Annotated in this window: 22 protein-coding genes and 1 pseudogene; 11 read left to right on the forward strand and 12 right to left on the reverse strand. The window is 67.2% G+C overall.

Annotated elements, in window-relative coordinates; translation table 11 throughout:
- Positions 1-75 precede the first annotated feature (75 nt).
- Positions 76-723, forward strand: coding sequence for a trimeric intracellular cation channel family protein (locus HCT51_RS06755; protein WP_166872669.1), 648 nt, complete (start codon positions 76-78; stop codon positions 721-723).
- 118 nt (positions 724-841) lie between these two features.
- Positions 842-2,374 carry an MFS transporter gene (locus tag HCT51_RS06760; protein WP_166872666.1) on the forward strand — a complete coding sequence of 511 codons (1,533 nt, stop codon included), beginning with the start codon at positions 842-844 and terminating at the stop codon, positions 2,372-2,374.
- Between the two features lie 24 nt (positions 2,375-2,398).
- Here HCT51_RS06760 and HCT51_RS06765 read toward each other — a convergent pair whose 3' ends face one another.
- The 4 genes from HCT51_RS06765 to HCT51_RS06780 all read right to left on the reverse strand — a co-directional run bounded on the left by HCT51_RS06765 (position 2,399) and on the right by HCT51_RS06780 (position 5,539).
- Positions 2,399-2,758 (reverse strand): hypothetical protein, encoded by a 360-nt coding sequence (locus tag HCT51_RS06765; protein ID WP_166872663.1) that lies wholly within the window; start codon positions 2,756-2,758, stop codon positions 2,399-2,401.
- 52 nt (positions 2,759-2,810) lie between these two features.
- Positions 2,811-3,989, reverse strand: coding sequence for a cytochrome P450 (locus HCT51_RS06770; protein ID WP_166872660.1), 1,179 nt, complete (start codon positions 3,987-3,989; stop codon positions 2,811-2,813).
- Between the two features lie 142 nt (positions 3,990-4,131).
- On the reverse strand, positions 4,132-5,064 hold the full coding sequence (locus HCT51_RS06775) for a LysR family transcriptional regulator (protein ID WP_166872979.1): 933 nt from the start codon (positions 5,062-5,064) through the stop codon (positions 4,132-4,134).
- Positions 5,057-5,539, reverse strand: a complete 483-nt coding sequence (locus HCT51_RS06780) for an HtaA domain-containing protein (protein ID WP_166872657.1) — start codon at positions 5,537-5,539, stop codon at positions 5,057-5,059. Before HCT51_RS06780 ends, HCT51_RS06775 begins: the two co-directional genes overlap by 8 nt.
- A gap of 168 nt (positions 5,540-5,707) precedes the next feature.
- Between HCT51_RS06780 and HCT51_RS06785 the strand changes: the two genes are divergently transcribed.
- The 3 genes from HCT51_RS06785 (at position 5,708) to HCT51_RS06795 (ending at position 8,405) form a co-directional block, all read left to right on the forward strand.
- Positions 5,708-5,899, forward strand: coding sequence for a ferredoxin (locus tag HCT51_RS06785; protein WP_166872654.1), 192 nt, complete (start codon positions 5,708-5,710; stop codon positions 5,897-5,899).
- A 2-nt stretch (positions 5,900-5,901) separates the two neighbouring features.
- Positions 5,902-7,077 carry an NAD(P)/FAD-dependent oxidoreductase gene (locus HCT51_RS06790; RefSeq protein ID WP_166872651.1) on the forward strand — a complete coding sequence of 392 codons (1,176 nt, stop codon included), beginning with the start codon at positions 5,902-5,904 and terminating at the stop codon, positions 7,075-7,077.
- Positions 7,078-7,145: 68 nt separating this feature from the next.
- Positions 7,146-8,405 carry an MFS transporter gene (locus HCT51_RS06795; protein ID WP_166872976.1) on the forward strand — a complete coding sequence of 420 codons (1,260 nt, stop codon included), beginning with the start codon at positions 7,146-7,148 and terminating at the stop codon, positions 8,403-8,405.
- A gap of 53 nt (positions 8,406-8,458) precedes the next feature.
- Here HCT51_RS06795 and HCT51_RS06800 read toward each other — a convergent pair whose 3' ends face one another.
- From HCT51_RS06800 to HCT51_RS06810, 3 genes are all read right to left on the reverse strand, one after another.
- Positions 8,459-8,677, reverse strand: a complete 219-nt coding sequence (locus HCT51_RS06800; protein WP_166872648.1) for a PLD nuclease N-terminal domain-containing protein — start codon at positions 8,675-8,677, stop codon at positions 8,459-8,461.
- An 82-nt stretch (positions 8,678-8,759) separates the two neighbouring features.
- The gene (locus tag HCT51_RS06805; protein ID WP_166872645.1) at positions 8,760-9,170 is read right to left on the reverse strand and encodes a YybH family protein; all 411 of its coding nucleotides are present in this window, start codon (positions 9,168-9,170) and stop codon (positions 8,760-8,762) included.
- 61 nt (positions 9,171-9,231) lie between these two features.
- Positions 9,232-9,735 carry a SixA phosphatase family protein gene (locus tag HCT51_RS06810; protein WP_166872642.1) on the reverse strand — a complete coding sequence of 168 codons (504 nt, stop codon included), beginning with the start codon at positions 9,733-9,735 and terminating at the stop codon, positions 9,232-9,234.
- A gap of 113 nt (positions 9,736-9,848) precedes the next feature.
- Here HCT51_RS06810 and HCT51_RS06815 point away from each other — a divergent pair, with 113 nt between their 5' ends.
- Positions 9,849-12,542: a PEP/pyruvate-binding domain-containing protein gene (locus tag HCT51_RS06815; protein ID WP_166872639.1), complete on the forward strand. Its 2,694-nt coding sequence runs from the start codon at positions 9,849-9,851 to the stop codon at positions 12,540-12,542.
- Here HCT51_RS06815 and HCT51_RS18965 read toward each other — a convergent pair.
- Positions 12,508-13,625: pseudogene (locus tag HCT51_RS18965) on the reverse strand (multidrug effflux MFS transporter). The gene HCT51_RS06815 and the pseudogene HCT51_RS18965 sit on opposite strands and share 35 nt — an antisense overlap.
- 301 nt (positions 13,626-13,926) lie before the next feature.
- Between HCT51_RS18965 and HCT51_RS06825 the strand changes: the two are divergent.
- Complete coding sequence (locus HCT51_RS06825) at positions 13,927-15,447, forward strand: HNH endonuclease (RefSeq protein ID WP_166872636.1); 1,521 nt, start codon at positions 13,927-13,929, stop codon at positions 15,445-15,447.
- Between the two features lie 163 nt (positions 15,448-15,610).
- Here HCT51_RS06825 and HCT51_RS06830 read toward each other — a convergent pair whose 3' ends face one another.
- The 3 genes from HCT51_RS06830 to HCT51_RS06840 are packed head-to-tail and all read right to left on the reverse strand — an operon-like array spanning position 15,611 to position 19,436.
- The gene (locus HCT51_RS06830; RefSeq protein WP_166872633.1) at positions 15,611-17,413 is read right to left on the reverse strand and encodes a DEAD/DEAH box helicase; all 1,803 of its coding nucleotides are present in this window, start codon (positions 17,411-17,413) and stop codon (positions 15,611-15,613) included.
- 21 nt (positions 17,414-17,434) lie between these two features.
- Complete coding sequence (locus HCT51_RS06835; RefSeq protein WP_166872630.1) at positions 17,435-19,021, reverse strand: Na+/H+ antiporter; 1,587 nt, start codon at positions 19,019-19,021, stop codon at positions 17,435-17,437.
- Between the two features lie 28 nt (positions 19,022-19,049).
- Positions 19,050-19,436, reverse strand: a complete 387-nt coding sequence (locus tag HCT51_RS06840; protein ID WP_191413808.1) for a DUF2255 family protein — start codon at positions 19,434-19,436, stop codon at positions 19,050-19,052.
- 209 nt (positions 19,437-19,645) lie between these two features.
- Here HCT51_RS06840 and HCT51_RS06845 point away from each other — a divergent pair, with 209 nt between their 5' ends.
- The gene (locus tag HCT51_RS06845; RefSeq protein WP_208322687.1) at positions 19,646-21,985 is read left to right on the forward strand and encodes a glycoside hydrolase family 3 protein; all 2,340 of its coding nucleotides are present in this window, start codon (positions 19,646-19,648) and stop codon (positions 21,983-21,985) included.
- 51 nt (positions 21,986-22,036) lie between these two features.
- On the opposite strand, the gene HCT51_RS06850 is transcribed toward HCT51_RS06845, so the two are convergent.
- On the reverse strand, positions 22,037-22,717 hold the full coding sequence (locus tag HCT51_RS06850) for a YdeI/OmpD-associated family protein (protein WP_166872624.1): 681 nt from the start codon (positions 22,715-22,717) through the stop codon (positions 22,037-22,039).
- Positions 22,718-22,785: 68 nt separating this feature from the next.
- Between HCT51_RS06850 and HCT51_RS06855 the strand changes: the two genes are divergently transcribed.
- The 3 genes from HCT51_RS06855 (at position 22,786) to HCT51_RS06865 (ending at position 25,615) form a co-directional block, all read left to right on the forward strand.
- Positions 22,786-23,457 (forward strand): NUDIX hydrolase, encoded by a 672-nt coding sequence (locus HCT51_RS06855; RefSeq protein WP_166872621.1) that lies wholly within the window; start codon positions 22,786-22,788, stop codon positions 23,455-23,457.
- Between the two features lie 172 nt (positions 23,458-23,629).
- A complete protein-coding gene (locus HCT51_RS06860) occupies positions 23,630-24,256 on the forward strand; it encodes a DnaJ family domain-containing protein (RefSeq protein ID WP_166872618.1) in 627 nt (208 codons plus the stop codon).
- A 78-nt stretch (positions 24,257-24,334) separates the two neighbouring features.
- Complete coding sequence (locus tag HCT51_RS06865; RefSeq protein WP_166872615.1) at positions 24,335-25,615, forward strand: sensor histidine kinase; 1,281 nt, start codon at positions 24,335-24,337, stop codon at positions 25,613-25,615.
- Positions 25,616-25,623: the final 8 nt, after the last annotated feature.

Raw genomic sequence — 25,623 nt, forward strand, 5'->3', positions numbered from 1 at the left:
CGCCGTCCCAACGTACGCCCGGCCCCGCATGCTGTCCACCGGCCGCGGGGGAGCGCCTCGCCGTACAGTTACGGCATGGAATCCGATGTGTGGGCCCTCGTCCCAGACCTGTTCGGCACATTCTTCTTCGCGGTGTCCGGTTGCCTGCTGGCCGCCCAACGAGGGTTTGACATCATCGGCTCGCTGCTGCTCGGAACTCTTACGGGAGTCGGCGGTGGTGTGCTGAGGGACGCGATTCTGGGGCGGGTGCCCACCGCCTTCGCGGAACCGGTGTATTTCATCCCGCCGGTGGCCGCTGCACTGGTGGTGTTCTTTCTTCTTCATGCTTTCCAGCGCTTTCGCCGAGCACTGCTGGTGTTCGATGCCGGTGGGCTCGCCCTGTTCTGCACCACCGGAACCATCATCGCTTTGCAGGCGGGTGTGAACCCCGTGTCGGCGGCGGTGCTCGGCGTGACGACGGGGGTCGGCGGTGGGCTGATGCGCGACGTGGTGGCGAACCGGGTGCCTCAGTTGTTCAATCCGCGGGACCTGTATGCGGTGCCGGCGATGCTCGGGGCGGCGGCGACCGCGGTGCTCTGGACGCTGGGACTGCTGAATTTCTGGACCGGGTTCGCCGTGGCCGCTGTGGTGTTCGCGTTCCGGGTCGTCGGGTTGCGCTTCCGCTGGCATGTGCCCCTTGCCGCGTCGGGCGTGGAGCCGCACAAGGGGCATAACGACTCGTAATCGGCGTGTGGTTTCTGCTCGGATCTTGCGTCTTTCGCCGCGGCGGGGCCGGACGTATGCTGACTCCACAGTCGACCCGGGGGCTGGTCTCGTCACGATCTACGGGAGACGAACTGACATGAGCAGCAACACGGCGGCAGTGAAATCCGCAACCGGCTGGAAGCCCACCGATCGGTGGCTTTTCGGAATCGTTCTGGCGGTTATCAACTTCTGGCTATTCGCCCAGACCCTGCTCAACGTCATCCCCGGGATACAGGATGAGCTCGGCATTGAGCGCACCGTGGGAAACCTTGCAGTGGCCGTGACCTCACTGTTTTCCGGGATCTTCATCGTGGTCGCCGGCGGCCTCGCCGACCGGATCGGTCGCGTCAAGATCCTCAACGCCGGCATCGTCCTGAGCATCATCGGCTCCCTGCTGATCGCCCTGACCCCGGCCGATGGCGGCGTCGTCACCTCGATCATGTTGTTGGTCGGACGCGCTGTCCAGGGACTGTCGGCCGCCTGCGTCATGCCTTCCAGCCTGGCGTTGATCAAGGCCTTCTACGAGGACAAGCAGCGTCAGCGTGCCCTGTCCTTCTGGTCCATCGGGTCGTGGGGCGGTTCCGGGTTCTGTGCGCTGTTCGGCGGTCTGATGGCCACGTCGTTCCTCGGCTGGCGGTCCATCTTCTGGATCTCGATCGTGCTCTCGATCGTGGCGATATTCTTGCTCCGCGGCACACCTGAATCCAAGGCGCCCGCCGCACCCGGCGGGGAACACAAACGCTTCGACTGGTCCGGGCTGATCTGTTTCATCATCGCCCTGGTGGCGCTGAACGTGTACATCTCACAGGGGCCCAGCATCGGCTGGCTGAGCATCACCGGCATCGTGTTGCTCGTGCTATTCGTGGTCTTCGGCATCCTGTTCTTCCAGCTGGAGTCGACCAAGAGCAACTCGTTTGTGGATCTGAAGGTGTTCGGCAACCTGACCTTCACCGGCGCGACGGTGTCCAACTTCCTGCTCAACGGTGCCGCGGGCACGCTCATCGTTGCCTTGGGACTCGTGCAGGTCGCCGCCGGGTTCTCTTCTCTGCAGTCGGGTCTGTTGACGCTCGGCTACCTGATCGCAATCCTGTCCACCATCCGGGTTGGTGAGAAGCTGCTGCAACGGCTCGGGCCGCGCAAGCCGATGATCTGGGGCTGCCTGATCACCGGGTTCGGCATCCTGATGTGTTCGATGACGTTCGTGCTGGTCGAGCAGTACGTCATCCTGGCCTTCATCGGATTCACCCTGTTCGGCATCGGCCTCGGGTTCTATGCCACCCCGTCCACCGACGCGGCGCTGGCCAACGTGCCGGCCGACCAGGCGGGCGCTGCTGCGGGTATCTACAAGATGGCGTCCTCGCTGGGAAACGCCATCGGTGTGGCGATCTCCGCGGCGCTGTACGTGGCAGCCCAGTCTGTGGACCCGGAGTTTGTTCAGAGCCTGGGGTTGTTCGTCGGCAATCAGGAGAACCTGGGGCTGCGCTTCGGCGGGGCGGTGGGACTGCTGTTCAACCTGCTCATGGTGATGGTCGCCGTCATTTCCGTCATCCTCACCGTGCCTCGCCACCGGACCAAGGCCGAGGAAGAAGCCCATCCGGAGGTTCCGGCGCCGCCGCCCATCGGCAACTGAGCGCACCTCCCGCTTCGCGCCGCCCTACGGGGTTCGGTCCACGATCCCGACGAAACGCGAACCGATGCCGTAGACCTCCTCGCGGGCGAGCCCGGCGGCGGGTTCAGGAAGCTCCAGCAGGTCGTGGTCATCGCAACTGAGGTAGGTGAACTCTGGCCACCACTTCTTCGGGCGGGCAGCTTCGGTGTATCCGCAGATGTCGCAGGTGAGCTGCACCCAGACCGGCTTGCCGGTGCGATTGGCGCGGGACTGCGCCAGCCAGGGCGGGGGATTCTTGTCGAGGTCCGCGATCTCGTCCTCGGTCATCCTGGTGGGAAGGCCATGACGGGTCGCCATCTCGAGCGGGATGTCGAGACGCAGTGCCGCGTCACGTCTGCTGATCATTCAGACAAGGATAGTCGCCCACCCGGGGCGACCATCCCTGTCTCGAGAAGGGTCAGGCGGCCTCGAGCTCGATCACCGGAAGCTTGTCCAGGCCCTGGCTGGAGTTGTTGATCTTGCGCTCCGGCTGCCCGACGCTGAATAACCGCACCCGGCGCACCAGCGCGTCGATCACCGCGAACGCCTCCAGGCGGGCGAGGCCCTGCCCGGCGCAGGCGTGCACCCCGTAGCCGAATGACAGGTGGTCGACCGGGTTGCGCTTGACCAGGAACGTATCCGGGTCCTCATAGTGGCGGGGGTCGCGGTTTCCCGACCCGAACAGCAGCGCCACGTGCGCGCCAGCCGGAATGACCGTTCCGTCGACCTCGATGTCCTCCTTGACGAGTCGCCCCTGCGCGATCATCAGTGCCTCGTACCGCACGACCTCGTTGAACGCCGACGAGATCAGCGACGGGTCATCCCGCACCAGCTGGTACTGATCGGGATGCGCCGCGAACTGCGCGATGGCGTTACCGATCGCGGCAACCGTCGTGTCCATTCCGGCGGCAACATACTGGTGGATGATCTGCCCGCAGCTCTCCTTCGGGATGTCACCGCGTTCCCCGGCGTCGAAGATGGCGCGTCCCATGCTGCCCTCGGTCAGGTCCTTGCCCTGCAGGGTGCTGGCCCACTGGAACAGCTCCCCGGCTACGGGGAAGTTTTCGGCGGTTCGCTGGTTCATCGGGCCGAGCACGTTGAACGCCGCCTCACCCCAGCGCAGGATGTTGTCGCGGGCGTCGCCCTGCACCCCGATCAGGTCGGCCACGACCTGCCGCGGCAGTTCCCTGGCGAGGTCATCGATCGCGTCGAACGATCCTCGTTCGACCAGGCTCGCCACCAGCGCGTCGGCCTTCTCGTCGATGCTGGCCTTCAGCCGGCGCAGCGCACGGGGGGAGAGGTTCTCGGTCAGCGCGGCTCGAAGTGCCGTGTGGGCCGGCGGGTCGGTCGCCAGCGAGGTTCCGGCGAGGGCTCCGTTCATCGCGTCGTTGAAGGCGACGGCGTTCGAGGAGAACACCGCCCAGTTTCCGAGGGCGTCGCGGAGCGGCTCGTATCGGGTCAGCGCCCAGAGCCCGTTCGTGTCGAGGCGAACCACGGATGCCTGCTCGCGAAGCTCGGCGAAGAAGGGATACGGGTTCAGTAGAACCTCGTCGGAGAACAGGTCAATATCGGACGCAGCCAACGTTTCCGTCGTCATCGGGCACCTCACGGCTCGGGGTTCGCGACGGCGGGACGGCCCGCGCCGTCGCGAGTGGTTATCGAGCCTCAGTAAACGGGATCGAACATCTATGGCGCAAGTGAATCCTGAGCATGGGGAGTATGCACTGCATGAATAACCGTTAGCGGATCTGAAGAGATACCGCGGTTTCCACCAGGATGTCGCGCATCCAGCTTCGGAAATCATCGTCAGCGAGCCAGGGATTCCAGACCATGTCGACGCCCAGCTCCGGCAGCGGGAAGGGAAACTCCTCGACCCGCAGATCGAGGTAGCTGCTGAACGCGGCGGCGATCCGGTACCGGTGCACGGCAACTCCGCCTGCATGCGCGACCAGGTGCGGGACCATGAGGTTGTCGGTGATGCGGTCGCGCACCCCGTACTGAACGCCCTGCTCATCGAGCACCTCATACGGGCGGATGCGGTGGGGCGACGAATCGAACGCGACGTGCGGCAGCGTCGTCAACAATTCAAGGCCGCTGGCCCCTTCTGGCGCGCTGGAATGGGCAAGGACCACCCAGCGGTCGTCATACAGGCGTTCTCGGGCAAGCTGCGTGGGGAACTTCTGAGAGAGCAGCACCACGTCGACACCGTCGTCGGTGAACACGGTGGGCGAGGTCATGTTCGTGGTTTTCAGTCGAAGCTCCGTGTTCGGCGCCCGCTCGGCAATAAGGCGCGCAAGCGCGCTCCCGATGACGAACGAGGTACTGGTGGTGCACGCGACGGTGATCACCCGGCGGTCGACGGCAGGGTCGAATGACGAGGACGTGACAATGCGCGCGGTCTGCTGAAGCGCCTGACGGAGCGGCGCGATGAGTTCCGACGCGCGGGGAGTCAGCACCATCGTGGCTCCCTGCCGCACGATGAGCTCGTCACCGAGCAGCGTGCGCATCCGGCGTAGGGCGTGGCTCATGGCCGGCTGCGACAGACCGACTTTCGCGGCGGCCTGTGTCACCGACCGCTCTTCGAGAAGCGCCATCAGGGGGACCAGCAGGTTGAGATTGACCGAGGCCAGTCGGGCAAGCTCCGCGTCCGTCGCGGATGCGCCGCTATTCATCACTCGCCGGGAAGGTGATGCGAAGACGGCTGAGTGGCTCGCCGACGCGGTACTGACCGCCCAGCAGCAATTGGCCGTGGCCGGTGAGCGACGCCGCCGCGTCGATATGTCCTGGAGCATCGGTCGCGCTCGCCGAATCCAGCTCCAGGCTGGCGAACGGAAGCATCGTGCCGGGGTTGCGACCCCCGCGCTCCCGCACCAGCAGCGTGCCGCTCTGGCCGGTCAGCTCGATGCGGGGATCCCGCAGCTCCACGTCGAGCATGCCCCAGTGACCGGTGAGCTTGACGGTGCCGACGAATTGCAGGATGCCGGTGAGGTTGCTGGCGTCGAAATCAGAGGCTGCCTCGTCCACGGGAAACAAGAAGCCAGCCTCGTCGCGGGATGCGGGAGCGAGTGCTTCGACCACCCCATCGTCGAGAGCCTCGATGTAGGCCAGCAGGGTGTCCTTGATGGACCATGTCAGTTGTGGCGTCATTGCCGCTCCGCAGTTCTCAGGGCGGCCGTGGACCGGCCGCCAATGTCGATTCATCTCGTGCATGCACAGGATAACCGAGATTCATTTGACGAAGGTTATGGCCTCGATCAAACTCGGTTATAGCCAGGGTGGCGCCGTAGCCACTCCAGAACTCGGCGGAGGCACACCATGAACCACATCATCCTCGATCGACCACGCTGCGAGGGCCACGGCCTGTGCGAAGAGGCCGCGCCCAAACTGATGCACTTGGACGATGACGGCGAACTGATTCTGGATGTCGCGACCATTGACGACGCTGACCTCGCTGCCGCACAGGCCGCCGTGCGGATCTGCCCGGTCGCCGCACTCCGGCTCGCCTGACCATGTCTGAGCTGCGTCGTGTGGTCGTCGTCGGCAACGGCATTGCCGGTCTCACAGCGGCCGACTCGTTGCGGGCCGCCGGCTTCGACGGCGAACTCACCATCGTCGGTGACGAGCATCATGCTCCGTATAGCCGGCCCGCCCTGTCGAAGGCCGCGCTTCTGGACGCCGACGACATGACGTCGCACCGGTTACCGGACCCGACTCACCAGGCGACCGAACTGCTGGGCGTGAGCGCCACGGGGCTCGATGCCTCCCGCAAGCTGGTGCTCCTGAACGATGGTTCCGATGTGCCGTACGACGCCCTCGTCATCGCCACAGGCTCGCGCGCTCGCCGCCTGGCCGACACGGGTCGGACCGCGGGCGGGGTGGAAGAGTTGACGCTGCGCACCCTCGAAGACGCGCTCACCCTGCGGCGCCGGCTTGCCGGAAAGCCGTCGGTCGTGGTGCTCGGCGGCGGTGCCCTCGGCATGGAGATCGCTTCCGGATGCCTCGCCGCGGGTTGCCCGGTCACCCTCGTCTCCCGCGATCGGCCCCTCGTCACCCAGCTCGGCGGTCACCTCTCCGAGGTCTTCGTCGCCGCAGCCGAAGCGGCAGGACTGAGAGTGGCGTCGTCGCACGCGGTCGAACTGCGTGACGCCGACGGGCACCCGCTGGTCGTGCTCGGTGACGGCTCGGTCATCGCGGCCGAACTCGTAATCAGCGCGGTCGGCGACGCCCCGAACATCGAGTGGCTGTCGACGAGCGGTCTGCTGACGGACGGAACCCTCGAGGTGGACACCCGAGGGCGAGTGCGACCCGACATCTTCGCCGCCGGCGATGTCGCCGCGTTCCCGACCAGACGCGGCATCCGTCGTATTCCGCTCTGGACCAGCGCCATCGAGCAGAGCAAGGCCGTCGCGCACACGCTGATTCGAGGCGAGGAGGCCCCCGAGCTCGATCTTCAGCCGTACTTCTGGACCGAGCAGTTCGGACTCAGCCTGAAGGCCAGCGGATACCTGCCCCTGACCGGGCAGCCCGAACTCATCGAGGGCGATGCTCACGGCAACCCGGCGCTGATGCGCTGGTCGCACGACGACGGGTCAGGAACCGCGGTCGCGATCAACTACCGGATCCCGATACCCAAGCTGCGCCGCCTCGCCAACCCCGAACCCGTGGCTGTGTCGCCTGCCGCCTAGCCATCCACCCCGATCGGGTCGATGATTGCTGATGTGACGAGATGCCGCGTGCCGATCGGTCCCGGGCGATGAACCCGGCGGCGCGGCGCGTGCAGCGCATCTACCTGATCCTTCTGCTCGGCAACACGCTCGCGGCATCCTTCATCTGGGGCATCAACACCCTGTTCCTGCTCGACGCGGGACTGTCGAATTTCGAGGCGTTCGCCGCGAACGCCTTCTTCACCGTGGGCATGGTGATCTTCGAGATCCCGACCGGGGTTGTCGCCGACACGGTGGGGCGGAAGGCGTCGTACCTGCTCGGCACGATCACCCTGTCGGTCACCACGGCGCTGTACTGGATGCTGTGGGTCTGGCATGCCCCGTTCGGCTGGTGGGCGCTGGTGTCCGTGCTGCTCGGCCTCGGCTTCACCTTCTTCTCCGGCGCGGTGGAGGCCTGGCTCGTCGACGCGCTCACCTTTACCGGGTACACCGGCGATCTGGAGGCCGTGTTCGGCCGCGGGCTGGTGGTCACCGGCATCGCCATGTTCGCCGGCTCGGTACTGGGCGGTGTGATCGCCCAGGCGACGAACCTGGGCGTTCCGTTCCTGGTTCGCGCCGGCGTGCTCATCGTCATGTTCGTGTTCGCGTTCGTCGTGATGAAGGACCTGGGCTTCACCCCGGATCGCTCGACCGGACCGCTGACCGCCACCCGCACCGTGCTGACCCAGTCCGTCGAGCACGGGCTGAAGCGCCGCTCGGTGCGCTACGTGATTCTCGCCGCGCCGTTCGCGTCCGGGGTGGGAATCTACGCGTTCTACGCCCTGCAGCCCTACCTGCTCGAGCTGTACGGCGACCCATCCGCCTATTCCATCGCCGGTCTGGCCGCCGCCATCCTGTCCCTGGCGCAGGTTGCCGGCGGTGTGCTGGCGGCCCGGATTCGCGGCCTGTTCGCCAGGCGCACGACCACGGTGATCGTCGCGTCGCTCACCAGCGTCGCCACGCTCGTGCTACTCGGAATCAACAGCGTGTTCTGGCTCGCGCTCGTCTTGCTGGTGGTGTGGGGCTTCGTCTTCGCCGTTGCCGAGCCGGTGCGGAAGGCCTACCTCAACGACATGATCCCCTCCAAGCAGCGCGCGACCGTGTTGTCGTTCGACTCGCTGTTCGGCAGCCTCGGCGGCGTGTTCATTCAACCGGCGCTGGGCCGCGCCGCAGACATCGGCGGTTACGGCGCATCCCTGGTGATCGGCGGCATCGTCGAGCTCATCGGTGTCCCGTTGCTCTTCGCCAGCCGGCGCCAGCATGACAAGGCAGACACGGCGCAAGCCCGCCAAACGCCGTCGCCGCACTGAACCTCGGCCGACGACATCCGGAGCCTCGACCGCACTGCGCTCGATCGGTGTGCTCAGCGGCGGCGACCCCAGATGAACCAGGCGATCGGGCCCACGAAGTTGATCCCGATGATCGCCGCCCACAGGGCCTTCGGCCCGTTCACGCGTTCCGCCGGACGCTTGGCGAGGTCAATCCACGCCGTGGCTGCGAGCGCCAGTTGAATCGAGCCGGTCACGAGCACGCCGGTTTGCTGGGACGGGCTCATCTCGTTCCATGTCATCTTTTTCGTCATGCGCCCATTGTGCGCGCAGACGCGTCCGCGCGGAACCGCCGGCGCTGAACCGCCAGCAACACCCAAAACGCGGACGGCAGCGTTACGACGACTCTGTGTCTGGAACGGTGTCGGCGTGCCGGTGGACTACCTTCCACTCGCCGTCCTCGCGGCGGTACACCTGTGTGGCGCGAAGCGTGTACGCGCGCGGTTCGTGGTTGACCGACGCCTGCGTGTGCTCATATCCGACGGTGTACGCCATGTCCCCGATCACGTCAGCGGCCACTAGCTCGAACGTGTACGACGTGCAGTCAGAGAAACTGGCTTCCAAATCGGCGAAGAGCGCTTTCACCTCACTCTGACCAGTCGCCGACTTCCACGCGCCCAGAACTGTGACGGGATCGCGGCGAGACCAGATCGCGCGCCGGGGTGCCGCATCGCCGTTGTGTATGGCGATTTCGGCATCCCTGAGATGGGTATTAACCCACTGAACAAAATCATCACGGTCACTCACGCTGCACCTCCACGGTTGTTGGTGAGATATGGCTCAGCTCAGCACGCTCAGGTCAGCACGCTCAAGTCAGCGCTGACCCGTCCGCCCGGCCCGACGCCGTGAGAGTCGTCGCGTCGGAATCGAGGGCCGCCCACGAGGCCCGCACCCGGAACACCGCGAGGGCTGACGTCGGCATGGACACGTCGTCCCCGGCGAGCAAGGAGGCGAGCTCCTCCATCGCCGGGTTGTGGCCGACCAGGACGATGGTGTGCACGTCGTCGGGCAGCTCACGCACCACCCCGAGCAGCTGTTTGGCGGATGCCGCGTACACGCGCTCGTCGAACCTGACCGACGGCGGGGTGTCGAACTCTGCCGAGGCGAGCTCCCAGGTGTCGCGAGCCCTGGTGGCGGGGGAGACGATTGCCAGATCGATGCTGTCGACCTGTTCGGCCAGCCAGCGCCCGGCCTCCGGAGCCTCCCGCTGTCCGCGCTTGGCCAGCGGGCGCGCGACATCCGGTTCGTTGCCCGACCGGTCGGACTTGGCATGCCGCAACAAAATCAGAGTGCGCTCGGAATGTTTCGTCATCTTGCCAGTGTGCCCCCTGAAGCGCGCCAGCGCTCTGGTGTTTGCGGGGTGCGGTGGTCCCTATCGCTCGGGTGCGAGCCGGGTTAGGTTCAAAATGACGAGGGATGGGTGGCATGTACATCACACGATTCGGCGAGTTGGGGCGAGCGGATGTCGCGCTGGCCGGTGGCAAGGGCGCCAACCTCGGTGAGCTGGTGGGCGCCGGGTTCGCGGTGCCCGACGGTTTCGTGCTGACCACCGACGCGTACGAGGCCTTCGTGTATGCCAACTCGTTGGAACCCGACATCCGCGCGTTGGCAGTCGTGGCGCCGACCGCCGAACCGCAGGCGTTCGCTGCGGCGTCCGCCGAAATCCGCGCCCTCTTCACCGCCGGTGTCATGCCAGAGGCGATCGCGGCCGAGCTCCGCCAGGCGTACGAGGAGCTGACCGGAGCGGATGTCGCGGTGGCGGTGCGCTCCTCGGCGACCGCCGAGGATTTGCCGACGGCAAGTTTCGCCGGCCAGCAAGACAGCTACCTCAACATTCGCGGCATCCGGGCGCTGACCGACGCGGTGGTCAACTGCTGGGCGTCGCTGTGGACCGCCCGCGCCATGGCCTACCGCGCACGGGAAGGCATCGCTCCCGACACCGTGTCGCTGGCCGTCGTGGTGCAGCAGATGGTTGAGTCCGCGGCATCCGGAGTCATGTTCACGGCGAACCCGACCAGCGGACGTCGCGACCAGGTGGTCATCTCCGCTGCGTGGGGGCTGGGAGAGTCGGTGGTCAGCGGATCGGTCACCCCCGACGACCTGGTGATCGCCGCGGACACCGGCGCCGTGCTGTCGCGGCGGACCGCAGACAAACAGGTGATGACCGTGCTCGCCGACGAAGGCACCCGGGAGCAGCCGGTGCCGGACGCACGCCGCCGCGAACCCGTGCTCGACGACCGCGCTGCGGCCCGGCTGGCCCAGCTCGGCACCCGCATTGCCGACCATTTCGGCGCCCCACAGGACATCGAATGGGCGCTGACGGATGCCGAGTTCCAGGTGGTCCAGGCCAGGCCGATCACCGCCCTGCCGGAGCCCGCGGCCGAGACGCCGACCACGTGGACGCCAGCGCGACGCGGCCTGTACTTTCGGGCGAGCATCGTGGAGCAGCTACCCGATCCGCTGTCGCCGCTGTTCGCTGACCTCATCGACAGCTCGGTGACCCGGTCGCTGGAATCGCTGCTGTCGAGGGTGTTCGCGAGCGGAGGCCCGCGTGGCGGAGACCTCGGGCTGCCGACCGTCAACGGGTACGCCTATTACTACTACCGGCCGGCGTTCTTCTGGGGGTTGCTGCTCAAATCGCCCGCCGCGCTCGGGGTGCTGTTCCGCGGCGGCGCGGAGATGGGGCTGGCCGGCTGGCAGCAGCAGGCGCACCCTCGTTACGTGCACGTGGTCGAGCAGTGGGCGGCAGAGCCGGTGCAGGCCATGCCCGCGCAGCGGTTGCTTGACGGGGTGCTCGCGCTGCTCGACGCCGGCACCTCGTACTACACGGCGGTGCAGTCGGTGATCCCGGTTGCGGCCACCAGCGAGGGACTGTTCCGGGCCTTCTACGAGCGGTTCGTGCGCCGCCCGGGCGACCCGCCCGCGTTGACCTTCCTGCTCGGCTACGAGAGTGAGCCGATCCGCGCCGAGGAATCGCTCTGGGACCTCGCCGCCTGGACCCGCGACGAGCCCGGCCTGGCCTCCGCCATCCTGGCGGCGCCGGAAGCCGACCTGGCCGAGGCGCTGGCATCCGGGGCGGCGCCCGCCGGGGTGGACGCCGAGGCGTGGCAGCAGTGGCACACCCGGTTCCGCAGCCACCTCGACCGGTTCGGCCATGCGGTCTACAACCTGGACTTCGCCAGCCCGGTTCCCGCCGACAACCCGTCGACGCTGCTCGCCACCCTGCGGTTCTACCTCAGCGGGCAGGGAGTCGACCCGCATCAGCGTCAGGCGGCATCGGCAGCGCGTCGCGCCGCGCACACCCGGGTGATGCGCCGCAGGCTCGGCAGGGTGCGTCGCACGGCATTTGGCCGGCTGATGCGCTGGGCGCAGCGGGCGGCGCCGATGCGGGAGGACGCGTTGGCTGACATCGGGCTGGGCTGGCCGCTGATGCGTCGGATGCTGCTCGAGTTGGGCAGCCGGCTGGCTCGCTCCGGCGTGATCGGCGCGCCCGCCGACGTGTTCTGGCTGCGTCGCACCGAGCTGGTCAGCGCGATCGCGTTCGGGCTGGCGAATCCGAGCGGCGGGGGAGTGGCCGGGCCAGAAACGGATGTCGCAGCCTCACCGCCGGTATCGATCAGTGGGGCACCGAGACCGGTGCGCGCTGACGCCATCGAGAAGCGCAAGATGCTCTGGCGTGGCAGGCGCCGCGCCAACCCGCCGCAGCTGCTGCCGCAGAAGGGGCTGGTGTCGCGGCTGTCGGTGCGGTGGATGCCCGCGGGCTCCCAAGACCAGCAGGGTGAGGTGATCAGCGGGGTGGGAGCGAGTGCCGGGCAGGTTAGCGCGCCGGCGCGGGTGCTGGCCGGGCCGGAGGAGTTCGGGCAGATGCAGCCGGGCGAGGTGCTGGTCGCCCGGATGACCACGCCCGCGTGGACGTCGCTGTTCGCGATGGCGTCGGCTGTGGTGACGGATGTCGGTGGCCCCCTCAGTCACAGCTCGATCGTCGCCCGGGAGTACGGCATCCCCGCCGTGCTCGGCACCGGCGTGGCAACCCAACGCCTCACCAGCGGTCAGGTCATCAGGGTCGATGGCGACGCCGGTACGGTTACCGTCGCTCGCGATGCGCGCCGAGCGCGGTGACCACCGCGAGCGTCGAGCAGAGGGCCATGACCACTGCCATCGGTACCGCGGAGTGCTCGCCGGCGAGTGCGGTCAGCGGACTCACCAGGCCGCCGAACAGGAACTGCACCAGCCCGATCACGGCCGAGCCCGCGCCGGCTCGGCCCCGCGCACGACCTTGCGCCAACGCGATGGCGTTGCCGCTGATGAATCCCATGCATGACTGGAACAGGAAGAACTGCAGCAGGGTCGGCCATCCGGTGATCCCGGCCAGGATCAGGCCGAGCCCCACCAGGTTGATCAGGCAGGCCACCACGACCACCATCCGCAAAATGGCGCCGGGGTCGATCCGGTTCACCAACCGGGCATTCACGAGCGCGCCGGTGATCATGCCGCCGGCGTTCACCGCGAAGATCACCGCATACCCCAGCGGTGCGATGCCGAGCACGTTCTGCACCACGAAGGACGATGCGGAGATGTAGGCGAACAGTGACCCGAATGCGAGTCCGTAGGTCAGCGCGTACGCCATGAACCCGGGGAGCGCATGACCGTCCACGAGGATGCGGCCATCGAGCGCACCCCGCCGCCGTGTCGCAGCTCGACCGGAAGCGTCTCGGGCAGCACGAACACCGAGCAGGCGAGCATCAACAGACCGAACCCCGTCAGCGCCCAGAAGACCACCTGCCAGGGCGCGACCGTGGCGATCACGCCGCCGAGCAGCGGCGCCACAACCGGCGCCAGCGAGCTGATGGTTGCCAGGATCGAGAACAGTTTCGCCGCGTCCCGGCCGGTTGCGATGTCGGAGACGACGGCACGCGCGATCACCACTCCCGCGGCGCCCGCCACGCCCTGGACGCCACGGATGGCGATCACCACCTCGATACTCGGGGCGAAGACGATGGCCGCGGAGGTGATGAGGAAGAGCACGTTGCCGGCGATCATCAGCCGACGTCGGCCGAGCACATCCGAGACCGGTCCGAGCAGGAACTGACCGAGCGCCATGCCCACCATGTATGTGGTCAGGGTCAGCTGCACCGCGGAGGCCGACGTCTCGAAATAGGAGACCAGCCGCGGCATCGAGGCGAGGTACATGTCGGTGGCCATCGGGCTCACACCGCTCAGGATGCCCAGCGCCACGATGAGCAGAATGCGGTTACTGCCACCGATCGGGCCGAGACGTGGACGACGAATGCTGTACTCCTGGATCACCGGTGACGAGAGGGCAGGCGAGACGCTGCGCTGCCTGATGGTGCCCCGCCGCGCATCTCAGATTAGTGGGGCGTCGCATCACCTGCCATGCGACGCGACGCGTCGCCGAACGCCGCCGGATCGCTAGTTCACAGGGCCTCTGAAATGCATTCCCAGGGCCCTCTGGAATGTCGGTGGCGGGGTTCACCCTGTGGTCATGGAAAGAACCAGTGACCAGCGGGGCGATCCGGACGCCGCCGACTGGGACGACTTGCCTCCGGATCCGCAGTTGGCGGAGGACTGGGAAGCGATGTTGCCTCGCGATCCGTTGTCGGCGGAGGACTACGACACCATCATCCAGGCGCTGCTCGCAGAGATGCAGTACCTGGACCCGATCGATGAAACGCAGCCGCCCGATCTGTTCGATGAGGTCATCCCGGTCGACCCGTTCGCGGCATGGCTGTCGGTCGACCCGCGCGCGGAACGGCGACCGGTAGACCCGAGCCCTGAGCGGCTACCTGCCGATCCGTTCGAGGAGCAACCTGTCGATCCGATCGCGGCGGGCATCCAGCACGTGGCCCGACTGGAACAGGACCGCGCCGCGCTGGAGGCCGAACAGGCGCGGGCGCTGGCGAACCTGGTCCAGTTGGCCATCACCGAGGCCGGGCCCCGCCCGGACCTGGCCATCGTCTACCGGTCGCTGACCGCCGAACTGGCAATGGCCGCGCACCTGTCCGACCGCACCTTCCAAACCCGGATCAACACCGCCGAAACCCTGGTCAACAAGTTCCCGGCAACGGTGACCGCGCTGGAAACCGGCAGCATCGGCATCGGTCATGCCCGCGTGATCGTCGAAAGCGGCGAAGTGATCGGCGACCCGGAACTGCGGGCCCGCTACGAACACGCGGTACTGGAACGGGCCGGGAACATCACCCCGGGACGGCTGCGGAAACTGACGCAGGTCGCCGCCGCAAAGCTCGGCGAGGTCACCTTCGAGGACCGGCACACCAAGGCGGTCGCCGACCGGTCGGTGCGGATCGGAGAGATCGGCGACGGAATGTCCGAGGTGATCCACACCATCGCCACCGTGCACGCGGTCGCGATCCGGGACCGGCTCACCCAACAGGGCAAGGCCATCAAGAAGGCAAACCCCGACGACCCGCGCAGCCTGGACCAGGTACGGGCGGATCTGGCGACCGAACTGTTCCTGACCGGGCAGCCCTCCGGTTGCCCGGACGCTCCACACCAGGCCGGGGTCGGCATCCGCGCCGAGGTGTCCATCCTGATCCCGGTGCTCACCCTGCTCGGCAAGAGCGACGAACCGGCCACCATCGCCGGGTCCGGCCCGATCGGCCTGCAGGAGGCGATCCGGTTGGCCGCCGACGCCCCCACCCTGGTCCGGGTGCTCACTCACCCGGTCAGCGACCAGGTCCTCGCCGTCGACACCTACCGGCCCTCCAAACAGCTGGCCCGGTTCCTGCGCGCTAGGGACGGCCGCTGTCGCTGCCCGATCTGCAACCGCAGCGCCGCCCGCGCGGAGATCGACCACACCCTCGACTGGCAATACCACGGCAAAACCAAAGCCGACAACCTATCCAGTCTGTGTCCGCCCTGCCACACCCTGAAACACCTACCCGGCTGGACCGTGAAACAAACCAGCCCCGGCGTGCTGGAATGGACCAGCCCACACGGCATCGTCGCCACCGACTACCCCGACACCCCCGTCAGATTCGAGTAAGGGTCACAAGTACGTATTCCCGTAACGGTCACAGGTACGTGTTCAAGTAGCGGTCATAAGTACGTGTTCCGGTAACGGTCACAACACGTGTTCCACTAATGGTCACAAACACGTGCAGGGACGCAAACTCCAAGCTCGTCTGCGTCCCTACACGGTCAGTCAGCTAGCTGCGGGGCTTGCGCTCCGGCCGGTCACCGCGGTTACCGCGGTCGTCGAATCGTGGGGCGCTCCGGCGATCCGGCCGGATCTCGATCAGCTTGCCGCTGATGCGGGTGTCCTGCAGTTTGTCGAGCACATCGCCGGACATGTCGGCGGGAAGCTCCACGATCGAGAAGTCCGGGCGGATCTGGATGGCGCCGAAGTCGTCGCGGCTGAGGCCACCCTCGTTGGCGAGCGCTCCGACGATCTGTCGCGGCTCCACCCGGTGCCGCTTGCCGACCTCGATCCGATACGGCGTCATCGGCTTGGTCGAGCGCGGTCGGCGCTCGGGGCGCTCGCCCCGCTCAGCCCGGTCCCCGCGGTCGCCCCGGTCACCACGGTCCGAGCGGCCGCCGCGTTCGGCTCCGGCCTCGCGCTCGGCGTAGCGCTGCGCTCGCTCTTCCTCCGGGGAGAGCAGCAGCGGGGTGTCGCCCTGTGAGACGACGGCGAGCGCGGCAGCGACATCCGCCTCGGGAACGTCGTGATGTGCCACGTAGTGACCGACGATGTCGCGGAACACGGCAATGCGATCTTCGTTATTGAGCGCCTCGGTGATCGCGTCGTCGAACCGCGCCAAGCGGGTGACGTTCACGTCTTCCACGCTCGGCAACTGCATCTGCGTCAGCGGCTGCCGGGTTGCCTTCTCGATGGCCACGAGCAGGCGACGCTCGCGTGGGGTCACGAAGCTGATCGCGGCGCCGCTGCGCCCGGCCCGGCCGGTGCGGCCGATGCGGTGCACGTAGGATTCGGTGTCGATCGGGATGTCGTAGTTCACGACGTGACTGATCCGGTCGACATCGAGACCGCGCGCCGCTACATCGGTGGCCACCAGGATGTCGAGCTTGCCGGTCTTCAGCTGGTTGACGGTGCGCTCGCGCTGCGCCTGCGCCACATCGCCGCTGATCGCCGCCGCGGAGTAGCCGCGGGCCCGCAGCTTCTCGGCGAGAGTCTCGGTCTCGTTCTTGGTGCGGACGAACACGATCATGCCCTCGAAGTTCTCCACCTCGAGGATGCGGGTGAGCGCGTCGACCTTCTGCGGGTACGACACCATCAGATAGCGCTGCGTCGTGTTGGCGGATGTCGTGGTCTTCGCCTTGACCGTAATCTCTTCTGGGTCGTGCAGGTACTTCTTCGAGATCCGGCGGATCTGCGCTGGCATGGTCGCGGAGAACAGGGCGACCTGCTTGTCGTCCGGGGTGTCGGCGAGGATCGTCTCGACATCCTCGGCGAAGCCCATCTTCAGCATCTCGTCGGCCTCATCGAGCACCAGGTACTTGAGCTCGGACAGGTCGAGGGTGCCCTTGGCGAGGTGGTCCATGATGCGGCCGGGGGTGCCGACGACCACGTGCACGCCGCGGCGCAGTGCCGACAGCTGCACGCCGTAGGCCTGTCCGCCGTACACGGGCAGCAGGTGCACGCCGCGCATGTGAGCGGCGTACTGCTCGAACGCCTCACACACCTGCAGCGCCAGCTCACGGGTGGGGGAGAGGACGAGGGCCTGCGGCTTCTTCTGCGACACGTCAAGACGCGACAGGATCGGCAGGGCGAACGCGGCGGTCTTGCCGGTCCCGGTCTGCGCGAGGCCGACGACGTCGCGGCCAGCGAGGAGCGGAGGAATAGTTGCGGCCTGGATGGCCGAGGGGGTCTCGTAGCCGACATCGCGGATGGCTTTCAGCACCGCATCGGAGAGGCCGAGATCAGAAAAGGTTATCGCCGCGTCGGCAGTGGTGTCTGCCTCGGTCTGCGCGGTCGTGTCAGGAGGCGTCATCCTCTAACGGTAGCCTGTCGCTCACTCGTCGATGTCCCGTCTGGACAGTCGGACTTCCTCGATATCGAGTTTGCTCTGCACCTGGCGGAGAACGGTGTCGTCGATGCGGCGTTCGTCACGGAGCCTGACGATGGTCGCCCTCTTGCGCCCGAGGAGAGCGAGACGCAACGCGGTGTACTGCTCGTCCTGCCGCAGGGCTTGCTCATCGTCGACATCGTCGCCGCGGGCCTGCAGAACCCGCAGGTGTTCCTCATACTCCTGACGCAGCCGGTCGACGACCTCGGAGTCGATGCCGAGACCCGACGCAACCTCTGGGATGGCTGCCAGGGCTTCCTCGGTGGCCCTGCGCTCAGCGAACTCGCGTTCCTCATCCACCGAGGTATCGCGCGGCAGCCGCGCCCATGTCACGACTCTCCGCAGCAGCAATCCCTGCACGACCAAGGTGACCACTATGACACCGGAGACGATGAAAATGATCAGGTTGCGCTGGGGGAACGGTAGGCCCTGCTCGTCAACCGCGGGGATCGCCAGGGCGGCGGCCAGCGACACCGCACCGCGAAAGCCTGCCAGCCCGCTGACCACACGGGAACGGTTGCTGACCCGGCGCAGCCGCTGCTGCGGGCGACGGTCGATCAGCCGGATCAGGTAGGTCGTGCCGAACAGGAAAGCGAAACGCACCGCAACCACCACCGCGGTCACCAGACCCACGGCGATCAGCGCGTCGATCAGGTCACCGGCGGTCACACCGCGCACCGCGGACTGCAGTTCCAACCCGACCAGAACGAACAGGGAGCCGTTCAGCAGGAATGTGGACAACGACCAGAACGCCTGCGACTGCTGCCGAGTGTCGGCGCGCACCAGCCGCGGCCCCGCCTGGCTCAGGATGAGGCCGCACACGACCACCGCCAGGACGCCGGATGCGTGCACGAGTTCCGCGAGCAGAAACGCGCTGAACGGCGTCAGCACGGACACGACATTCTCCAGCATCCGGTCATCCAGCCGCCGGCGCACCTGGATCGCGAGCCATGCGGTCACGATGCCGGCGAGCACGCCGCCGACGTACGCGAGAGCCAACAGGCCGGATACGGTCAACGCGGTGAGCTCGACGTCGCCCATCGTGACCCCCACGGCGACGCCGTAGATCACGAGGGCGGTGCCGTCGTTGATGAGGCTTTCGGCTCTGAGCACCGTGGTCGGTCGGCGGGTGAGCGACCGGGCGAACACGCCCACAGCGGTCGCGTCGGTGGGCGCCACGGCTGCGCCGAGCACCCACGCCGGTCCCCACGGCATGCCCAGCGCGTGAGCGGTGGCCGCCACCGCCCCCGCGGTGGCGACCACCAGCCCGGTGCTCATCAGGATGATGCCTCGGAGGTTCGCCCGGATCTCGCGAAGCGACGTCGTCAGGCTCTCCCAGTAGAGCAGCGCCGGGAGGAATAACAGCAGCACCACTTCACCGGGCAGGTGGATGTCGCGCAGGGCTGGGATGAACCCGAGCAGCACGCCACTCGCCAGCAGAAGCAGCGGAGGGGCGATCCGAAGTCGCCGCCCCAGCACGCTGCTGACCAGCACCGCCACGCCCAGCAGTACGACAAGTTCGAGGCCGACCATCCGTCATCCCCTGCCCGGATGGGGTCCGTTAGCCCGCCGGGGCTCTGGGCAGCAGGCGGATGGTGAGCGGCGCGATCCGATCGCCGACCATGGATCCCACGGTCGACGCACCATAACGGTCGTACTTGGCGTGGTAGGCAGCGTCGATGGCCGGGTGGACCCCGCCAGCCGCGTCCGCGAAGCTCACGTCACGCTCGACGCCGCCGGCACGGATGCGGCCGGCTCCGCTGGCTCTCGCGCGCACGTACCAGGGATTGTCCGGGCCGTACGCGGAACGCACATAGAGGTCGTCGCCCGCGCGCACCACCCACATGGTGACGTACGGGCGCAGCGAGCCATCGGGGCGGAGCGAGGCAAGCTTCAGCTCTTCTGCACGGCCGATCCGGTCGAGCTCATCGGTGGTCCATTCGCTCACGGTTGCTCCTTCCCGTATTTCCATGGTGCGCTCGCGTCGGTGTCAGAGGGAAGAGGGCGACAACAGACGGCAACCGCTTTCGATGCGACCGCGGCTCCCCCAAACTGGGGGGCAACCGGGGTGGCCCGGGTATCGGCGACCGCAATCGGTCGTCGGTGCAGTGGGGAGGCGCCACGGCGCCTCCGATATGCGTTCAAGGGAGAACTGTCATGACCAGATCAGATTCGCGTGCGATGCGACGGCGAGGCCTGGTGGGCCTCGCCGTCGCTTTGCCGCTGACCCTCATCATGGGCGCCGGCGCCGTCGCCGCCGCCCCCAAGCAAGACAACGAGCGCGCGGTCGCCGCGTCGGCCACGAATCAGGGCAACCACGGAAAGCCCCCGACGCTGGAGGCCCGTGCCAAGCAGATCATCAAGGTCAACGGACGCCAGTTCAAGGACCTGAACGGCAACGGCGCACTTGATGTCTACGAGGACTGGCGGAAGCCGGTCGAGACGCGAGTCGCCGATCTCGTCGAACAGATGACGCTCGAGGAGAAGGCCGGCCTCATGCTCATCGACACGGTCAATGCGGCCTGTTCGCCCACCGGACAGCGAGGCACGGTGCCTGCCAACGGAATCGACTTCATCAACAACCAGCAGATGCACCGATTCATCTTCCGCAACGTGGTGACCAGCGAGGACAAGGCCACCTGCACCGGCACGCCCGCGATCACGCCGGCAGAGGCCGCCACCTTCACTAACAGCATCCAGGCGCTGAGCGAGGCCACACGTCTCGGGATCCCGGTGTTGTACAAGTCCAACGCGCGTAACCACATCGACGCTCAGGCCAGGGTCGGCATCAACGAGGCCCCGGGCGCCTTCTCGGCCTTCCCGAAGGAAGCAGGCCTCGCCGCAGCCGCGCTGGGCGAGCAGGCCAAGGCAACCGGTGAGGCGACCGACGGCGACATGTCCGTCATCGAGGAATTCTCCGAGGTCATGGGTGAGGAGTGGGCCTCCATCGGCCTGCGTGGCATGTACGGCTACATGGCCGACCTGTCGACCGAGCCGCGCTGGTACCGCACGCATGAGACATTCACCGAGGACGCCGACCTGGGCGCGAACATCATGGGCGAACTCGTCCAGACCCTGCAGGGCCCGATCGGGAAGGACGGCAACTCACTGAGCCCCGACACGTCGGTCGCGCTAACGATGAAGCACTTCCCGGGCGGCGGCCCGCAGGAACTGGGCCTTGACCCGCACTACGCCTTCGGCAAGGCGCAGGTCTACCCCGGGGATGCCTTCGGCTACCACCTCAAGCCCTTCCAGGCAGCCATCGACGCAGGTGTGGCCTCGATCATGCCGTACTACGGCGTCCCGGTGGACGTGACCTACGAAGGCGTGGACTATGACGAGGTCGGCATGGCCTTCTCCGACCAAATCGTGAACGGGCTGCTGCGCGACCAGATGGGCTTCAAGGGTTACGTCAACTCCGACACCGGCATCATCAACGACCGCGCGTGGGGCCTCGAGGACGCTACTATCCCTGAGCGCGTCGCCGCTGCGATCAACGGCGGCACAGACACGCTCTCCGGCTTCAACCAGGTGCAGACGATCATCGACCTGGTCGACGCCGGCCTCGTGAGCGAGGCGCGCGTTGACCTCGCCGCGAACCGGCTGCTCGCCCCGATGTTCGAGCTGGGCCTGTTCGAGGACCCGTACGTCGACCCCGCAGTCGCCACGGCCACCGTCGGCAACGACGAGAACCGTGCGGCGGCCGTCGACATGCAGCGCAAGTCCACCGTGCTGCTGCAGAACCAGGAGATCAACGGTGACACCGTCCTGCCGCTCGACGGGGGCGAGACCGTGTACGTGCTCGGCAACGTCGATGCCGCGCAGGTTGCGGCCGCCGGCTACGACGTCATCAATGGCAACAACCCGGCCGAGCAGCGCACTGCCGCAGACGCCGACGTCGCGCTGATCTCGATGACCGCGCGGAACGTAAACACCGGCTCCTACGTTAGCAACAGCCCGGCCACGGGGCTCAACCCCGAGCACATCAACCCGAGCGTCATCGAGGGCTACGACGGCCTCGACGGGCAGAGCCCGTACGGCGCTGCGGACGCGTGTGTCCACACCGGCGGTGCCTGCACCGACAACGGGCTGCGCTTCGGTGGCTCCTTCCCGTGGGAGTCGAGCATCATCGACTTCAGCGGCATGGCAGACGCCCAGTCGTGGGAGGTCACCCCCTCCCTCGACAAGGTGCAGCAGGTGATGGCCGAGGTCGGTGCCGAGAACGTCGTTCTCGACATCTACTTCCGCCAGCCGTTCGTGCTCGACGAGGCCAGCGGCCTGCTCGACGCAGGTGCGATCCTTGCCAACTTCGGCAACAGCACGACGGCGCTCATGGATGTCGTCTCCGGCGAGTTCAACCCGCAGGGCCGCATGCCCTTCGCGTTGGCCGGAACCCGTGAGGCGATCATCCAGCAGAACAGCGACACACCGGGCTATGACGAGACCGACGACGGGGCGCTCTTCCGCTACGGCTTCGGTCTCAGCTACGCGGAGTAACGCTTCTTCTCCCCACTGAGGCGGCGGGCCACCGGACGGTGGCCCGCCGTTTCACTGTGCTGGCCGCGGTCCTTGTGCCTCTCGCGCAGCCTCCGCGGCCCGAGCCACCCACTTGGGTGTCTCACCGAAACGCATGGGGGCAACCAGCCGACCCGCCGCGCTGTCTTCGATGACCTGCGTGAGCCGCCGTTCGCGGGTGGCCTCCTGCTTGGCGGACAGCACCCAGTGGGTCACCTGCCGTCGGTAGGTGGGCGTCGCTGCGTGCCAGAAGGCGGATGCCGCGACATCCGCTGCCATCCGCGCCGCAGCCTCCGGCGGCAAATCCTGAATGGGATTCTCGTGCGAGTACACGCCGGACCGGTCTTCCCGCCGACGCTCGAACGCGGCGAGGCCGGCCTCGCGCATGCGCCCCTCGGCGGTGAGCTGCTCGACGAGCGCGATGTTCACGCTCGACCAGACGCTCGAAGGCTTGCGCGGAGTCCAGCGTTGGCGACGCGTGTCATCGTCGATGCGCTGGCTTACCGAGTCGATCCAGCCGAAGCACAACGCCTCGGGGACCGCCGATTCCCAGGTGAGTCCGCGGTCGGGCACGTGTTTCTTGAACAGGCCCATCCACAATTCGGTCTCGGTGGCGTGGTTGACCTCGAGCCAGGCACGGAACTCCACCGGCCCCGAGAAGAAGAGGGCAGGCCGCTCGGGCGTGCCGCCCGGCGTGCCAAACGTCTTGGTCATGGCGCAAGTCTGCCAGCAGGCACCGACAGGACGGCGACCTCGCTCACACGAGTGAATAGGCTGGCTGCATGATGCATTCCCCCCGCGACGCGCGCGCCGAACTGCTCGCGCTGGGCGCTCGCGGGGTGGATTGGGCGGCCCCGAGCCGTACGCTCCTGGACCCGGCTCATGCCCGGCAGGCTGCCGTGCTCGTGCTGTTCGGCGTGCTCGATTCGACTCCCGCCGGATCCAGCGCGCCGGTTGCCGGTGACCTCGACGTGCTGCTGCAACGCCGCTCCGCCACGATGGGGCACCACGCGGGCCAGATCGGTTTCCCGGGAGGGGGAGTCGAGGCATCCGATCGTGACATCACCGCGACGGCCCTGCGTGAGGCCGTCGAGGAGACCGGCCTCGACCCCACCGGTGTGGAGGTGCTCGGCACGCTGCCCCAGCTGGGCCTGCCCGTCAGCAACAATCTGGTGACCCCGGTGCTGGCATGGTGGACGCGGGTGTCAGAGGTCGCCGCGGTGGACCACCGTGAGGCGGTGGACGTGTTCCGGATGCCGGTGGCCGACCTGCTGGATCCGGGCCACCGGGTGACCGCGGTGTTTCATCGCGATGGCCGGGAGTACCGCTCGCCGGCGTTCCAGGTCGGCGAAGTACTCGTGTGGGGGTTCACCGCGCTGGTCCTCGACCGCATGTTCGACGCTCTGGACTGGGCGGTGCCGTGGGACCGGCAGCGCACGGTCGACCTGAGCTGAGCCCGCGGCAGCCCACGGAGCTGCTGAATCCCGACAACTCGGTCGGAGTTCGGGCGCTCGGAAGGACGGTTTCTGGCAAAATCTTCCTCCCGAGCTCGCTATTACCTGCCGAGTGGTTACTGAAGCGGTCGGCTGCGTTTCGAAGCCTGTCGCGGAAACCTAGGCTCGAAACATGACGGGGAAGGACTCGCCGGAGGACGCGCAGCTCCGCGCGGCGCGGTACGTGGTCGACCGGTTGCTGCCGGACGGGCCAGACCTGGACGGGCATGAGGCAGACGGGCATGAGGCAGACGCTGACAAGCCCAAGCTGGACCCGCCGACCGCGGCGCAACGTGCTCAGATCGCCGAGACCGCCATCCAGCAGGCGATCCGCCGCGGCGAGTTCGACAACCTTCCCGGCACCGGCAAGCCGCTGAAGAACCTCGACCGGGTGTACGACCCCGACTGGTGGGTGCGCCAGAAAATCGAGCGCGAAAACCTCACCGGACTCGGTCCGCCGGCGCTGACACTGCGTACCGAGAACGCTCGCCTGGACGACCGGCTGGATCAGGAGACATCGGATGTCGTCGTCCGCGGCATCCTGGAGGACTTCAACACACGCGTCATCGACGCCCGCCGGCAGTTGCTCGGAGGACCACCCGTCGTCACGCCCATTCGCGACATCGACGAGGAGATCGCGAAGTGGCGGGAGCGTCGCGATGCCCGGCTGCGCGCCATCCAGGAGCAACGAGAGCACGAGCAGGCTGCCCGCGCCGCGATGACCTGGCGAGAACGCCGCAGGGCGAAACGCGGCCGGTAATGCTGTCTCGTCATCCTTTCGGATGAAAACGGCTCGCGTTCGCCGGGACGGGCTCCTGTAGCCACCTATTCTGACGACATGAAGATCACTCGTACGGGCTTGAGCTGGTGGGTGCCACCGGTCGGCGGCGCCATTTTCTTCACGCTGTGGGTTATCGCCGAGGCAGGCAGGTCGAATCTGGCTGGCAACATGGTTGTCTTCGCCCTGTTCGCCGTCGCGATTGGGTGTTCGGTAGTCCTTCCTCACGCGGCTGTCGGAATCGTCCTGCTGGTGCCGGCGCTGCAGATTCTCGGAGTGCTCACCGCGCTCGGGTCAACGACGTGGCCTACCTACCTCGCGGCGGCCGTCGTCGCGTTCATTGTCGCCAACCGTCCCGAGGGCATCGTGAGATATGCCGCGCTTCCCCTTGGCGCTCTGTTCTCTGCAGAGGTCGCCATCGCGATGGTGAGGCCGAGGGCAGCTGAGCCGTACAAATGGTCGTCGTGGATCGGGCAGCCGAGCTATCCGGGCTCGCAGTGGGAAGACCTGGTCACCCTGGCACTCGCTGCCTTCGGAATCTACGTCGCGGCCTGGGGAATCGGCTTCGCATGCGCCGCCATCCGTCGCACCTGGCTGATTGGCGAGACGCTGCGGGCCCGAGAGGTGAGTTTCGCTGAGACCGACTTCGAGTTGCGGCTTGCTCAGGATCGCGCCCGTATCTCCCGCGATGTGCACGACGCTCTCGCACATTCCCTTGCCGTCATCGTGTCGCAGGCGCAGGGAGCGCTGGCACTGCAGCCAGACAAACCGCATGTGGCGGGCGAATCACTGAACAACATCGCCGAGGTGGGGCGGGCGGCTCTGGTCGAGGTGCGACGGCTGGTGGAGCGCATTCACAATGACGGCGACGTCGCTGCCTCACACCAGAATGTCAGCGACATCCCTCCGCTGATCGCGCGGATGCGCGAGATCGGAATGGACGCGTCGTTGCGGGTCGTTGGCGACCCGGGCGTTCTGACGCCATCGCAGGAGTTGGCGGTCTATCGAATCGTGCAGGAGAGCGTGACCAACGCGCTCAAACATGGTGGCCCCACAGGCGCCGTCAGGGTAGTCCTGGACTGGCAGGGCCCGGGGCTCGCAATACTTATCTCCTCTCACGCCTCCTCTCACGGCGAAACGCCGCTGGTAGACGGGTCGATGACACGCAGCCGCGGCATCGGGATCGACGGCATGAAGGAACGCGCACACCTGGCGGGAGGCTGGCTCACCGCGGCGACTTCGCCTGAGGATGACACCTTCCTCGTTACCGCGTTCGTGCCCACCGATGAGGTCAGTGCGACCGGTTCGGTGCCTCGCCTCAGGGAGCTCACCCGTGTCTGACGCCCGCA

Origin of the sequence: Salinibacterium sp. ZJ450 (genome assembly GCF_011751885.2) — a bacterium.
Lineage (GTDB): Bacteria > Actinomycetota > Actinomycetes > Actinomycetales > Microbacteriaceae > Ruicaihuangia.